This is a genomic window from Colwellia sp. C2M11, from assembly GCF_018860915.1.
Lineage (GTDB): Bacteria > Pseudomonadota > Gammaproteobacteria > Enterobacterales > Alteromonadaceae > Colwellia.
On sequence record NZ_JAHKQD010000027.1, the window covers coordinates 19,319 to 33,460 of the forward strand.

Here is a 14,142-nt window from a genome sequence, read left to right on the forward strand (position 1 = left end):
CTTATAACCAGTTAAGTTTTCAATTCATTGCATCCTACTAATGATGTTTTGCAACAGCATTTAAAATTTTGATTGCATCGACAGTTTCTGCTACATCATGTACACGTACTATATTAGCTCCTTGTTGAACGGCAAGAATCGCAGTAGCTAAGCTCCCAGCTAATCGCTGATCAACGTCACGATTAAGTAAGTTGCCTAGCATTGACTTACGCGAAGTTCCGGCAAGCAAGGGCAAGTTAAATTTTTTAAATAAAGAAAACTGAGCTAACATTTGATAATTATGTTCAAGTGTTTTACCAAAGCCAAAACCAGGATCTAAAATTAAACGTTCAGAGTTAATTCCTTTTTCTTTGCAACTTCTAATACGTTCTTCAAAGAAAGTAACAATATCATCAATGATACTCGTATATTGAGGGCTTTGTTGCATTGTTTTTGGCAAGCCTTTCATATGCATTAAACATACTGAAACATCACTTTGTGCAATAACATCAAGACAGCCTTCATTTTGCAACGCTCTAACATCATTAATCATATCTGCACCATAAGTTATGGCTTCATTCATGACGACAGCTTTACTCGTATCGATAGAGACGCAGATATTAAAACGGGATTTAATCGCTTTAAGCAAAGGGATAACCCGTGTTACTTCATCTGTTTCACTTACCTCAATTGCCCCAGGACGAGTTGATTCACCACCAATATCAATGATATCGACTCCGTTTTCGATCATCAATTCGACTTGTTTTAATGCTTGATCAAATTGAGCAAACTTTCCGCCATCAGAGAAGGAATCAGGAGTAACATTTACAATTCCCATCACTTGTACATTACTTAAGTCGGCTAATGCGGCTTGGTTTGATTGTTTATTTCTAGAATTTTCGGACATAATTTTAGGGTTAGCTTTAAAAAACAAAGCCTCGATAAATACTTTAATTAAGTAAATATCAAGGCTTATTAATTGGACCCACGATACTAATTATTTAGCAGGTGTATCACTACTTGGCTCTGATAGATCAGGCGTTACACTTTTTTCTGACTCTTCTGATTTTTTAGCTGAGCCACCTTCACTAGAATTTGAGCTAGAACTTGGAGAATCAGTATCATCCCAATCAGATGGTTTTCTAACATCAACTCGTGCCATTAAATCATCAATTTGCAACGCATCAATTGTTTCATATTTCATTAATGCATCTTTCATTGCATGTAAAATATCTAAATTGTTTTTAATTAAATTTTCTGCACGCTCATAGTTGCGAGAAATTAGTAACTTAATTTCTTCATCAATCAACTTCGCTGTTTCATCAGACATATGTAATGACTTCGACGATGTACGTCCTAAGAACACTTCGCCTTCTTCTTCAGCAAAAAGCATAGGGCCTAATTTTTCTGAAAGTCCCCATTGAGTAACCATTTTACGAGCAATACTTGTTGCGCGCTCAATATCGTTCGAAGCACCAGTAGACACTTTATCACTACCATAAATAACTTCTTCAGCAATACGTCCACCATACAAAGAAGAAATGTTACTTTCTAAATGTTGTTTAGAATGACTAAATCTGTCTTGCTCTGGCAAGTACATAGTTACCCCTAACGCTCGGCCACGAGGAATAATACTTACTTTATAAACAGGATCATGATCAGGGACTAAGCGACCAATAAGTGCATGACCAGCTTCATGATAAGCAGTCATTTCTTTTTCGGACTCACTCATTACCATGGACTTACGTTCCGAGCCCATCATAATTTTATCTTTAGCTTTATCGAACTCATGCATACTTACTGTACGTCGTGAAGTACGAGCAGCCCATAATGCAGCTTCATTTACTAAGTTTGCTAAATCTGCACCAGAGAAACCTGGCGTACCACGTGCAATAACAGCAGCTTTAACATCGTCTCCTAAAGGAACTTTACGCATGTGTACTTTTAAGATTTGTTCACGGCCACGAATATCAGGTAAACCAACAGTTACTTGGCGATCAAATCGGCCAGGACGTAATAAAGCCGGATCTAATACATCTGGACGGTTAGTTGCAGCAATAACAATAACGCCTTCATTACCTTCAAAACCATCCATTTCAACGAGCATTTGGTTTAGTGTTTGTTCACGTTCATCATGACCACCACCCATACCTGCGCCACGTTGGCGACCTACAGCATCAATTTCATCAATGAAAATTATACAAGGTGCTGCTTTTTTAGCTTGTTCAAACATATCACGAACACGTGATGCACCAACACCCACAAACATTTCAACAAAATCAGAACCTGAAATAGTAAAAAAAGGTACTTTCGCTTCACCGGCAATCGCTTTCGCTAATAATGTTTTACCTGTACCTGGTTGACCGACAAGTAAAATACCTGAAGGAATACGACCACCTAACTTTTGAAATTTTGTTGGTTCTCTTAAGTAATCAACTAATTCTGCAACATCTTCTTTAGCTTCATCACAACCAGCAACATCAGCAAATGTTGTTTTAATTTGTTCTTCACTTAGTTGACGTGCTTTTGATTTTCCAAAAGACATAGCGCCTTTACCGCCCCCACCTTGCATTTGGCGCATAAAGAAAATCCAAACACCAATTAATAAGATCATTGGAAACCATGAGACAAAAATAGTGGTTAAAAAGCTTGTTTCTTCTGGTAATTTACCTTGAGCACGAACCCCCTGCTTTACTAGGTCGTTGATTAAATCACGATCATATCCACCAGGAATAGTAGTAGTGTAGCTTTCACCGGTACGTTTTTCGCCAGTAATTACTCCGTTTCTGTCTACGCTAGCATCACGGATTTGTCCTTGACGAACATCAGTGATAAAACGCGTGTAGTCCATTTGTGCTTCATTTGCTGTATTAGGAGAAAAACTCTGAAAAACAGACATTAAAACAACGGCTATTACTAACCATAAAATAAGATTTTTTGCCATATCGCTCAACTTAATGACCTCATTGGGGGTGAAAATTTAATATAAATTGGTCAGAGTTAGTTCTAACCTAAATTATTATGTTGTGCCTAATTTACTACAATTCAAGCTTTGTCGCTAATTTACTTTAGTCGGTATTTACAACTAGTAACATATTAACGCACTTAGCTTGAATAAAGTAGAAACAAAATTAATTTTTACATCTAGCCAGTAAAACCCGTAGCGACAAGGTAAACTTCACGTGAACGCGCGCGTGAAGATTCTGGTTTACGTGTTTTAACTGTTTTAAATACCGCGCGAGCAGCTTTCATAAAGTCTTCAAAACCAGCCCCTTGGAACACTTTAACAACAAACGCACCGTTAGGCTTTAATACTTGATGACACATATCTAACGCGAGCTCGACTAAGTACATACTACGTGCTGAATCAGCACTTTCGTTACCAGTCATATTAGCGGCCATATCTGACATAACTACATCAATTGTCTTACCATTAATTCTTGTTAACAAAGCGTCAAGTACGGCTTCTTCTCGAAAATCACCTTGTAGAAAATCGACTCCGGCAATCGCGTCCATAGATAAAATATCACAAGCAATAACTTGTCCACTATCACCTACCGCTTTAACCGCATATTCAGACCAACCACCTGGCGCAGCGCCAAGGTCAACCACCTTCATGCCCTGCTTTATCAATTTATCTTTATTATTTATTTCTTCAATTTTGAAAACTGCACGAGAACGTAAACCCAATTTTTTCGCTTTTTTTACATATTCATCTTCAAAGTGTTCATCAAGCCAACGTTGCGAACTGTTAGTATGTTTTTTCTTTACTGGGGGTTTTGCCATATTTTTTTGCCATATTAAAAGTTTTTTCGACTATTAATAAAGATTATATCAAGTCTCATCAGTTATTTCCCCACCCAACAAGAATTAAAAAATTAGATTTGAACATAAATTGCAGGTAACTAATATTTCTATACTAGCTTAATGATAGTTAACCATAAGGTATTGAAATTGATTTCTAGTTATCAATTATCTGACTGTAAGAGAGGTACTCCATTAACAACTGAATTTTTTTTATTCAATTAATCATTCTCGCGCTAAATACAAGTAGCACATAGAATAATGATCGTTAACTAAACTTTTATTTGTTATAAGCTTACTAATGTTCTTTATCACTAGGAATAAATTGAATAGAATTGGTATTAAGTGTTAGATAAGGGTAAAATAGCATTAATTCAAGTTAACGATTATCGAAATTTTTTAATGACTATAAATAAGAAACAAATACAATATTTAAGAGGTGTTGCACACCCACTAAAACCTGTTGTTTTACTAGGTAATAATGGCTTAACAGAAGCTGTTGTTGCTGAAATTGATTATGCGCTTAATCATCATGAATTAATTAAAGTGAAAATACCAACTGACGACAGAGATACAAAGGGCTTAATAGTTGACGCTATTTGTCGTGAAACTCAAGCGATAAAAGTACAAGTAATTGGTAAAACACTAATTATTTACCGTCAAAGTGATGAGAAAAAAATTCGCATACCTAAGCTTTAACTGCATATAAAATCAATAAACAAGTAAGTTTTTATTTGTTTATATAAAAAGACCGTAGGTTACAGGTAATTAACTTGTAACCTACGGTCTTTTTTTGTGTTTATTAAAACTTTATAACAATAACTTCAATAACTTACTGAGCTATCTTAGCCCATGTATCACGTAAGCCTACAGTACGGTTAAAAATAAGTTCATCTGTATTTTCAATCTTATTATCTAAACAAAAGTAACCTTGGCGCTCAAATTGAAAAGCTTGTTCAGGCTTCGCTAACTTTAATGAAGGCTCTACTTTAGCTTTTTCAACTTTAATCAATGATTCAGGGTTCATCACTTTATAAAAATCATCTTCAGCTGCAGGATTTGGAACAGTAAATAAACGGTCATATAAACGTACTGTCGCATCAAGTGATTTATCAGCGTCAACCCAATGAATAACACCTTTGGGCTTAGTACCATCAGTCGGATTTTTACCTAAAGTATCGTCAAGGTAATTACAGTAAACCGTCGTAACATTACCTGCTTCATCTTTATCACAACGTGTTGCCGTAACAACATAAGCACCACGTAAACGCACAGCTTTATCGAGTACTAAACGTTTATATTTTTTATTGGCCTCTTCTCTAAAGTCTTCTGCTTCAATATAGAGTTCACCACTAAATGGCACAATGCGTGTACCTTGGCTATCGTCACTTGGATGATTCTTTACGACAAGCTCTTCAGTTTTACCTTCAGGGTAGTTTTCTATCACTAATTTTATAGGATCAAGCACTGCCATAGCACGAGGAGCATTATCATTTAAATCTTCACGAATACATGCTTCTAAAACACTCATTTCAACTGTGTTTTCCATTTTAGTAACGCCAATTCGCTTAGCAAACTCTCTAAGTGAAGCAGGTGTATAACCTCGACGCCTAAAAGCAGCAATCGTTGGCATACGAGGATCATCCCAGCCATCAACAAGCTTTTCTTCCACTAAAGTATTTAACTTACGTTTACTCATTAATGTATATTCAAGGTTTAAGCGTGAAAATTCATATTGTTGAGGCTTTACTGGTACAGAAACATTATCAATAACCCAGTCATATAAACGTCGGTTATCTTGAAACTCTAACGTACATAAAGAGTGAGTCACACCTTCAATAGCATCGGATAAACAGTGTGTAAAATCATACATTGGATAAATACACCATTTATCACCAGTTTGATGATGATGAGCAAATCGTACACGATAAATAATAGGATCACGCATACACATAAAGCTTGATGTCATATCTATTTTAGCACGTAAAGAACACTCACCTTCTTTGAATTCACCGTTACGCATCTTGGCAAATAACGCTAGATTTTCTTCAATAGACGTATCACGATACGGACTATTTTTACCTGGCTTGTTTAACGTACCACGATACTCACGCATTTCATCGCCATTTAAAAAACAAACAAACGCTAAGCCTTTGCTAATCAATTCAACCGCAAAATCATGTAATTGCTCAAAATAGTCTGATGAATAATGAACATCACCTGCCCATTCAAAACCTAACCATTGCACATCTTTTTGAATAGCGTGCACATAATCAATATCTTCTTTTTCCGGATTGGTGTCGTCGAAACGTAAGTTACACGCACCATTATAATCTTGAGCAATCCCAAAGCTTAAACAAATAGCTTTTGCATGACCAATATGCAAGAAACCATTTGGTTCTGGCGGAAAACGTGTTTGTATTGAACTATGTTTGCCACTAGCAAGATCAGCATCGATAATTTGACGAATAAAATTTGTTGGGCGGTTTTCAACTTCCGACATCCACAGAGCCTCTAAAGAAAATTAACGTAATTGATATTATTATATCAAGAGTTCTAATCAGCGAATAGCAAAAAGGCTCAACAGAGCCTTTAATTTATTTCACTGAAGTTATATATACTGATATTTATTTTTTCAAAATATCATCAACAGTACCTTGAGCTAAACCATGATAACCAGGGCGTGCTTTTTGATAAACCTTAAGCGCCCATGCTTTACCTTGCTCTGTTTGAGCTAATTCTTTATATAGTGGCACTATTAGCTTACGACGCCCGATAGCCACTAAATACTCAGACATTTCTGGATAAACAACATCGTAACCTGCTCTGATTGATAATAAAAACCAAGCATGTGCTATTTCAGCATTTTTACTCTGTGTTAAGTTAAAAGCTTTATCAATTGCAACCATACGTTCGATGTTAATATCTGTAGGCAAATTATTGATAAAGTGTAACCATTCATGCAATGTCCAATTTGTTGTAGGTAATTGGGTTAATGTTATACCTTCTGCTAGCCATTGTGATATTTGCTGATCAATCGTACTAAAAGCTGTTGAGGTAGGCTTAGGTACAAACGTAGGTAAACCTTGTCCATAAATCCATTCATTAACATCTTCATCGCTAACAATGTTTGGATATTTATGCGTTAAATTAGCTTTAAGATATTTAACAAAGTTATTCGTACCTAAGCTTTGAAATGCATGACTGTCAAAATATTCGAGTACGAAAGCATCAAAACGCTCACGACCAAACTTCTTCTCAAGATAAATTAAAAATAATTGTCCTTTAGTGTAAGGAACACCTGAAAAAGCATCATCAGGATCACGTCCCTTTAGATCGATATATAACTGAGTGTCACCAGCAGATAATTCAGCTATTTCATTATTCAAATTTTGAGCATCTAGCGATTGCTCCATAATAGCTCTGTTTTTACCAAACACAGCTTCCATAATGCGATTTTCAACATAACTGGTAAAACCTTCGTTTAACCATAAATCACGCCAGCTTTCATTGGTGACTAAATTACCAGACCATGAATGCGCTAGCTCATGTGCAATTAAGTTTACTAAGCTTTTATCCCCTGCGATAACAGTTGGTGTGATAAAAGATAAACGTGGATTTTCCATACCACCAAAAGGAAAGCTTGGTGGTAATATTAATAAATCATAACGACCCCAACGATATTTTCCATACATTTTTTCAGCTTTATCAATCATCGCCTGAGTATCATCAAACTCAGCTACTGCCGCATCTAAAATATTAGATTCAGCATAAATACCAGTTTGATGGCTCATTGATTTAAAATGTAAATCACCGACACCAATGGCAATTAAATAAGCAGGAATTGCTTGTGGCATAGAAAAGAAGTAATCGCCATCTCGCTCAGTATCTGGTTCATTATTAGCACTCATTACTGCTAATAAATCTTTATCTGTTGTAATTCTAGCGGTGTAAGTAACACGAACACTTGGTGTATCTTGAATAGGAATCCAAGAGCGAGCATGAATTGCTTGATTCTGGCTAAATAAGAATGGTTGTTTCTTACCTGCAGTTTGCTCAGCAGATAACCATTGTAAACCAGACGCTTTTTCGGTTGAATTATAATAAACACGTAATTTTTTAGCTTTGAATTTTGTATCGATCGTCAGTTTTGAACCTAAAACAGAATCTCGTTCAGCAAGTGTATAATTTACCTTTTGCCATTCATCTTGAGCATTTTGGGCAAGAACGTTATGAATAACCAGATCACGTGTATCTAAAATGATACTTTGTGGTGTATCACTAAGCCATTTTAATGATAGCTCAGCAAAGCCTGTTAATGCTTTTTCTTCGAAATTGACCGCTAGGTCTAAATAAAGGTGGGTTGTGATAACTTGATCATAATTTGAATAGGTATAAGCATCGTTTAATACTGGCTTATTATCCGCTGTTGCTAATTGCGATATAAATAATGTTGCTAACAACATAAACCGCTTAAAAATTTTCATTAAAATAATCCTAAAAAACTCACAAAAAAATAGACTTGTAGATTACTTTGAATCAACAAGTCTATTCAACTATTTTGTATTATTAATATATTCAGCAAATTGAAAGAGTATAAAGAAATATTTACAATCGGCTTTTGTATAAATAGGTCGACTTTAAAGTTTTTGCATTTGAATGACTACACGACGGTTTTTACCACGTCCGAGTGTTGAGGCATTAGAAGATATATGACGTTTTTCACCATAACCTTTGGCCTCAATACGGCTTGCATCTATTCCATTTTTGACAAAATAATCACGTATTTTAAGCGCTCTACGTTCAGATAGTTTAAGGTTAGGCCAACGGGCACCATAACTATCTGAATACGCATCTACCAATACTAGTTCTAATTTAGGATCTAAACTTAAATACTCTCTGATCATATCAACACGTCGTTGCGATGCTTTCGTAAATTGTTCACTATTTGATTGATAATTTAATACGGTAAAAGCGATGTCTTCAAAACTGTAATTTAATAAATTTCCGACACAAGCAACAAAATTTTTATATGCACCTTTAAAACGTGCGGTTGATAAGCCAACAGATATTTCATCGTCTTCACTATACCAATCATTATAATAAAAAGTTGGACTCATTCCTTGCTCTAACTCACTTAACATAGTCCAAGCAACCTTCTTAGGTAAACTAGGGTTGAATTGTTTCTGAAGCTTCATGTTCGCTAAAACTTTTCCGCCATAGCCAGGACGCCAGCTAGGTGACTCACTTCGTACTTGCGCAAGCGAATAGCTATCAGGTAGAAGCATCATATCAAGCTCAAATTCCATATTCAGTTTACGACTTGCTTTTGCTGAAAAACGTGCTTGTCCATAATTAGGAATTTGATGTGATAACGTACATTGTAAGCGAGAGTCATCAGCAAGTTGCCATTTTGAACTATTAAGATCAGCGCTGTATTGTCGAATATTAGCTTGCGCCTGTGTTACGAAAAACATGAAATACAAGGCGATAGAAGCTGTCATAAAAAATGATGAAGAGAAGAACAATTTATATGTATTTGGAGAGTATATTTTCATAATATTGATTACATAATTAATTAATGACATTAGTTATATCGTCTCAAACTAGAATTACTTTAACACTTTATCTCTATTTTTTCGTTATTTTAGTGTTTTATCACTAATTTATTATTTTTATACCTAATTAAATATTACTAAAAAACCAAACTAAATTCACATTTATATTATAAGCGACTCATAAATGTAATCAGGTAAGTATTACTATCGTGTTTACAATAATTTTCTGAGATAATTACTCATCCAAGTTTTCTCTTAAGCCAAATTTATAATATGTCAGATACTGTAGAAGTAAAAGAAGATAAAGAAATAAGTAAACCATTATTAGCACAACGATTTCGTGGTTATTTCCCTGTAGTTATTGATGTCGAAACAGGTGGCTTTAATGCCCAAACTGATGCCTTACTTGAAATTGCAGCCTCTGTATTATCATTAGATGAAGTTTCAGGTAAGTTATCAATTGATGAAACCATACAATTTAATGTTCATCCTTTTGAAGGGGCAAACCTAGAGCCTAAAGCACTTGAATTTACAGGGATTGATCCTACACACCCATTACGTGGTGCTGTTGACGAAGATGTGGCCTTAAAAACATTGTTTAAATTAGTCAGAAAAAAAATGAAGCTTGCAGGGTGCCAGCGCGCAATTATTGTGGCTCATAATGCAGCTTTTGATTTAGGGTTTTTAAATGCCGCAACAGCACGTTGTAACATTAAACGTAGCCCTTTCCATAGCTTTGTGAGTTTTGATACGACCACATTAGCCGGTCTAGCATTAGGTCAAACTGTACTAGCAAAAGCTTGTGAAGCTGCTGAAATTGATTTTAGCAATAGTGAGGCACATACCGCAATTTATGATACTGAGAAAACTGCCGAGCTATTTTGTCATATTGTTAATAAATGGCATGAATTAGGTGGCTGGCCTTTAGCTATACCAGCAGAGTAAATAGCAAATCATAAAAAAAGCTAGTGTCATAAACACTAGCTTTTTTATATAATTTTTAGTGACAATAATTAAAAAAAGTTGAAATAATTGTCAATTTAGTCGCTTAAAAACGATTAAAGTTTATCAGCGTTATCGGTAAGGTAAGCTGCAACACCATCTGGAGAAGCTGTCATACCTTTATCACCTTTATTCCAACCTGCAGGACATACTTCACCGTGCTCTTGGTGGAATTGTAATGCATCAACCATACGTAGCATTTCATCTACATCACGGCCAAGTGGCAAATCGTTGATTACTTGATGACGTACATTACCTTCTTCATCAATTAAGAATGAACCACGGAAAGCAACACCTGCTTCAGGATGTTCAACGTCATATGCTTTACAAATTTCATGTTTAGTATCTGCAACTAAAGTATATTGTACTGGACCAATACCACCTTCATTTACAGGTGTATTACGCCATGCATTATGAGAAAATTGTGAATCAATTGAAACACCAATAACTTCAACACCACGACTTTTGAACTCTTCCATACGGTGATCAAAAGCTAAAAGCTCTGACGGACATACAAAAGTAAAATCTAACGGGTAGAAAAACACAACAGCTTTTTTACCTTTAATTGCTTCACTTAACGTAAAAGTATCAACAATTTCACCACTACCTAACACTGCCGCTGCAGTAAAATCTGGTGCTGGACGACCAACTAATACACTCATTTTGTGCTCCTTTCTATTATTAATAATTAAGAATTTATATTGAAAATAATGAATAACAGCTCATTATCTTATCAATTTACTTCTTGATAAATTTATTCTGCGCTTGTTTCTTCAGAAGCATTTTTAGCTGATGCTTCCTTAATCAAAGTTTGCAACTCACCTTGTTGAAACATTTCCATGATAATATCACAACCGCCAACTAATTCACCTTCAACCCAAAGTTGTGGAAATGTAGGCCAGTCTGCATATTTTGGTAATTCAGCTCTGATATCAGGGTTTTGTAAAATATCAACATAGGCAAATTGTTCACCACATGAGATCAAGGCTTGAGATGCTTGTGAAGAAAAACCACAACTTGGAAGTTTTGGTGAGCCTTTCATATACAATAACACTGTATTCTCACTAATTTGTTCTTTAATACGTTCGATAGTTTCCATGATAACCCCTAAAATAATAACCTCTAAAAATAATACTCATTATACTGAGCTGAATTCTTAGTAAAACTGACACTAGAAATATAATGGAGACGAAGTTTCACTTTTCAATTCAATATAATAAATACTTGAAAATAAATTTATATACTTGAAAAATAGATAAAGAAACCTTATACACTCTATACACTAGTTATTCAAAATAGTATAAACTTAATACCTGAGTATTTTACTCAAGTTTTATTGGAAAATACACCCTTTATTCACGAATACACTGTAACTTTAAAACAAAGAACTTGGAGAGCACAATGGCTATTGAATTACCTGCATTACCTTACGAACAAGATGCCCTAGAACCACATATTTCTGCAGAAACTTTATCGTTTCATTATGGAAAACATCACAATACTTACGTAGTGAAATTAAATGGTTTAATTGAAGGCACTGAGTTTGCTAACAAATCATTAGAAGAAATAGTGAAAACTTCTTCAGCAGGCATTTTTAATAATGCAGCACAAATATGGAACCATACTTTTTACTGGAATAGTTTAAGCCCTAATGGCGGTGGTGAACCTACCGGTGCTTTAGCAGATGCTATTGTTACTAGCTTTGGATCTTTTGCTGAATTTCAAGCAAAATTTACTGACAGTGCAATTAATAACTTCGGCTCAAGCTGGACATGGTTAGTTAAAAATGCAGATGGTAGCTTAGCGATTGTTAACACTTCTAATGCTGCAACACCATTAACAGACGAAGGTGTTACCCCATTACTTACTGTTGATTTATGGGAACATGCATACTATATCGATTACCGCAATCTTCGTCCTAAGTACATGGAAGGTTTTTACGCACTAGCTAATTGGGATTTTGCTAACAAAAATTTCTCAGCGTAATAGCTATTAGCTGGAATTTTTAATAAAAAAACGAGCTAACTAAGCTCGTTTTTTTTAAACAACAGTACATTTAGACTATTAGGTTACAAGTAATTAAAAGGTTTTTAATACTTTCACTGATGCATCAACGCTCGCAGCATCAACATAACCAATAGCGCCGGCATTAGCAGCGATATGTTTTAATACCTCAGCATCTGACCCTAATTCTGTTGGTGGCTTACCTCGACCTGAGAAGATCAATTTAGACCAATAAGCCTTCATCTGACTTGAACTTTTATTTAATACTTTTTCTTCGAATTCACTGCGTACTGCACTACCTGAAACTGAATTAATCGGTTCAATGGATCCACCACTTGGAAATGCTTTCATTTTGCCCATAAAAATTCGCGCTATATCACTATCATCAATAATATCAGCGTTAGTTGAGTTAACAACAACCGCAACATCAGCTATAGAAGAGAAACTAAGAAAAAAAACAGATGTACATAATAAAAGTTTACTTTGAGTACTTTTTAAAAATTTCATTTTTCAACTCCTAAAATACAGTTACTAATGCTGTTCTAAACAAGCCTGAGTCACTATTACTATCGAGATCGTCGCTAAAAGAGGTATATTCAAATTTTAATGCCGCAGATTGGTGGAAATCCCAACGCAGACCTAATGTGATATAACTGGTGTCTTCATCTGTCGCGGTATCTAAACTTTCGGTACCATAAATCAAAGTTTGTAAGTCTACAGGTAAAGATTCAAATGCCGTGCCATCTGGTATACCTGGTATTTGATAGTTTAACGTAATAGGATCTTGGTCATCTTCATCAACCCCATAAGTTACATGTACCATCATATTATTAAATCGATAACCGGCCATCAAATAATAAGACTCTTGATCAGGTAAAGCTGTATCATCTAATGATAATGAAGAGTATTCACCTACTATAATAATTTGGTCAAAATCAAGTTGGAAACCAAGCTCAATAAACTCACTGGTATCTGATGCTATATCAATTTGACTAGCAATATGATTTTGGCCTAATCCATTCCAACCATCTACTAAAGGTTTAATAGCCAACAAATCAATATTCATTTCTGTTTGGAAATAAGCACCTCTAAGTGTTAGCCAATCACGTGTTAACGTTAACGAGGCACCTGCAAAATTTGTAAAATCAGCACTACTCTCATTATCGAACACTTCTATATCTGAATTATTACCACCATAAATAGCGTGTAGTGTTGTATCAAAATCACCAAGCTGCGTCGAATATATAGCGGCAATCCCATCGAAGGTATCAAAAGGTACGTCATAAACTCCTCTTGGCGGAGTAATCCAAGGGTAAGCATAAGACACATCTAAAAAATCAGAGTACATATAAAAAGGTATACGTTGACGACCAGCCAATATTTTCAAATTATCATTGACTTGATAACCAACATAAGCCCATTCAAATTTAGGATCCCAATCATCGGCACCTCGGGATAGTATTTGGGCGGTAATACTTAAACCTTCGCCTAAATCGCTTGATGCTTGTAAAGCAAATAGTGAATCAGGACTAAAATCGATTGAATCGTCATAGCCATATAAGCTTTCATCACTTGCTGTTGTAACACCAGCAACAATACTAGCAAAACCATTTAATGTGATTTCAGCATTGGCACTACCTGCTAATAAAATACCTGTTAGCGCAAGCGCTATTCTATTATGCTTCATTATAATATACCTATCATTATGTTGAGTTATGTTAAATCCGTTTACTGCTTTATTGAAACTACAGTTATTATTATTAAATATTACTTATTGTTCTTACTTTAAATAGCA

13 protein-coding genes are annotated in these 14,142 nt (G+C 35.2%); 3 read left to right on the forward strand and 10 right to left on the reverse strand.

The annotated features are described in order from the left end of the window. Positions 1–37: 37 nt before the first annotated feature. The 3 genes from folP to rlmE all read right to left on the reverse strand — a co-directional run bounded on the left by folP (position 38) and on the right by rlmE (position 3,765). A complete protein-coding gene (gene folP, locus KO509_RS07845; RefSeq protein ID WP_215972731.1) occupies positions 38–886 on the reverse strand; it encodes a dihydropteroate synthase in 849 nt (282 codons plus the stop codon). A 90-nt stretch (positions 887–976) separates the two neighbouring features. Next, complete coding sequence (gene ftsH, locus KO509_RS07850) at positions 977–2,932, reverse strand: ATP-dependent zinc metalloprotease FtsH (protein ID WP_215972732.1); 1,956 nt, start codon at positions 2,930–2,932, stop codon at positions 977–979. 191 nt (positions 2,933–3,123) lie between these two features. After that, entirely contained in the window at positions 3,124–3,765 is a 642-nt protein-coding gene (gene rlmE, locus KO509_RS07855) for a 23S rRNA (uridine(2552)-2'-O)-methyltransferase RlmE (RefSeq protein ID WP_215972733.1), read from the reverse strand. A 420-nt stretch (positions 3,766–4,185) separates the two neighbouring features. On the opposite strand from rlmE, the gene yhbY reads away from it, so the two are divergent. Next, positions 4,186–4,482 (forward strand): ribosome assembly RNA-binding protein YhbY, encoded by a 297-nt coding sequence (gene yhbY, locus KO509_RS07860; protein ID WP_215972764.1) that lies wholly within the window; start codon positions 4,186–4,188, stop codon positions 4,480–4,482. Positions 4,483–4,615: 133 nt separating this feature from the next. Here the strand turns inward: yhbY and glnS are convergent, their stop codons facing one another. The 3 genes from glnS to KO509_RS07875 all read right to left on the reverse strand — a co-directional run bounded on the left by glnS (position 4,616) and on the right by KO509_RS07875 (position 9,287). Next, positions 4,616–6,286: a glutamine--tRNA ligase gene (glnS, locus tag KO509_RS07865; RefSeq protein WP_215972734.1), complete on the reverse strand. Its 1,671-nt coding sequence runs from the start codon at positions 6,284–6,286 to the stop codon at positions 4,616–4,618. Between the two features lie 124 nt (positions 6,287–6,410). Next, on the reverse strand, positions 6,411–8,270 hold the full coding sequence (locus KO509_RS07870; protein ID WP_215972735.1) for a M1 family metallopeptidase: 1,860 nt from the start codon (positions 8,268–8,270) through the stop codon (positions 6,411–6,413). Between the two features lie 153 nt (positions 8,271–8,423). Continuing rightward, positions 8,424–9,287: an OmpA family protein gene (locus KO509_RS07875; protein ID WP_215972765.1), complete on the reverse strand. Its 864-nt coding sequence runs from the start codon at positions 9,285–9,287 to the stop codon at positions 8,424–8,426. 327 nt (positions 9,288–9,614) lie between these two features. On the opposite strand from KO509_RS07875, the gene rnt reads away from it, so the two are divergent. After that, positions 9,615–10,286 (forward strand): ribonuclease T, encoded by a 672-nt coding sequence (rnt, locus tag KO509_RS07880; protein WP_215972736.1) that lies wholly within the window; start codon positions 9,615–9,617, stop codon positions 10,284–10,286. Between the two features lie 113 nt (positions 10,287–10,399). Here rnt and KO509_RS07885 read toward each other — a convergent pair whose 3' ends face one another. Continuing rightward, positions 10,400–11,005, reverse strand: a complete 606-nt coding sequence (locus tag KO509_RS07885; protein ID WP_215972737.1) for a peroxiredoxin C — start codon at positions 11,003–11,005, stop codon at positions 10,400–10,402. A 92-nt stretch (positions 11,006–11,097) separates the two neighbouring features. After that, complete coding sequence (locus KO509_RS07890) at positions 11,098–11,442, reverse strand: Grx4 family monothiol glutaredoxin (protein ID WP_252727445.1); 345 nt, start codon at positions 11,440–11,442, stop codon at positions 11,098–11,100. 302 nt (positions 11,443–11,744) lie between these two features. Between KO509_RS07890 and sodB the strand changes: the two genes are divergently transcribed. After that, positions 11,745–12,329: a superoxide dismutase [Fe] gene (sodB, locus tag KO509_RS07895; protein WP_215972738.1), complete on the forward strand. Its 585-nt coding sequence runs from the start codon at positions 11,745–11,747 to the stop codon at positions 12,327–12,329. Positions 12,330–12,422: 93 nt separating this feature from the next. On the opposite strand, the gene KO509_RS07900 is transcribed toward sodB, so the two are convergent. Further along, positions 12,423–12,854 carry a phosphate ABC transporter substrate-binding protein gene (locus KO509_RS07900; RefSeq protein WP_252727446.1) on the reverse strand — a complete coding sequence of 144 codons (432 nt, stop codon included), beginning with the start codon at positions 12,852–12,854 and terminating at the stop codon, positions 12,423–12,425. Positions 12,855–12,864: 10 nt separating this feature from the next. Then, positions 12,865–14,034 carry a porin gene (locus KO509_RS07905; RefSeq protein WP_215972739.1) on the reverse strand — a complete coding sequence of 390 codons (1,170 nt, stop codon included), beginning with the start codon at positions 14,032–14,034 and terminating at the stop codon, positions 12,865–12,867. Positions 14,035–14,142 lie beyond the last annotated feature (108 nt).

Coding starts and splice junctions, on each gene's coding strand:
- folP (WP_215972731.1), bottom strand. CDS start 886: ATGTCCGAAAATTCTAGAAATAAACAATCAAACCAAGCCGCATTAGCC.
- rlmE (WP_215972733.1), bottom strand. CDS start 3,765: ATGGCAAAACCCCCAGTAAAGAAAAAACATACTAACAGTTCGCAACGT.
- yhbY (WP_215972764.1), top strand. CDS start 4,186: ATGACTATAAATAAGAAACAAATACAATATTTAAGAGGTGTTGCACAC.
- glnS (WP_215972734.1), bottom strand. CDS start 6,286: ATGTCGGAAGTTGAAAACCGCCCAACAAATTTTATTCGTCAAATTATC.
- KO509_RS07870 (WP_215972735.1), bottom strand. CDS start 8,270: ATGAAAATTTTTAAGCGGTTTATGTTGTTAGCAACATTATTTATATCG.
- KO509_RS07875 (WP_215972765.1), bottom strand. CDS start 9,287: ATGACAGCTTCTATCGCCTTGTATTTCATGTTTTTCGTAACACAGGCG.
- rnt (WP_215972736.1), top strand. CDS start 9,615: ATGTCAGATACTGTAGAAGTAAAAGAAGATAAAGAAATAAGTAAACCA.
- KO509_RS07885 (WP_215972737.1), bottom strand. CDS start 11,005: ATGAGTGTATTAGTTGGTCGTCCAGCACCAGATTTTACTGCAGCGGCA.
- KO509_RS07890 (WP_252727445.1), bottom strand. CDS start 11,442: ATGGAAACTATCGAACGTATTAAAGAACAAATTAGTGAGAATACAGTG.
- sodB (WP_215972738.1), top strand. CDS start 11,745: ATGGCTATTGAATTACCTGCATTACCTTACGAACAAGATGCCCTAGAA.
- KO509_RS07900 (WP_252727446.1), bottom strand. CDS start 12,854: ATGAAATTTTTAAAAAGTACTCAAAGTAAACTTTTATTATGTACATCT.
- KO509_RS07905 (WP_215972739.1), bottom strand. CDS start 14,034: ATGAAGCATAATAGAATAGCGCTTGCGCTAACAGGTATTTTATTAGCA.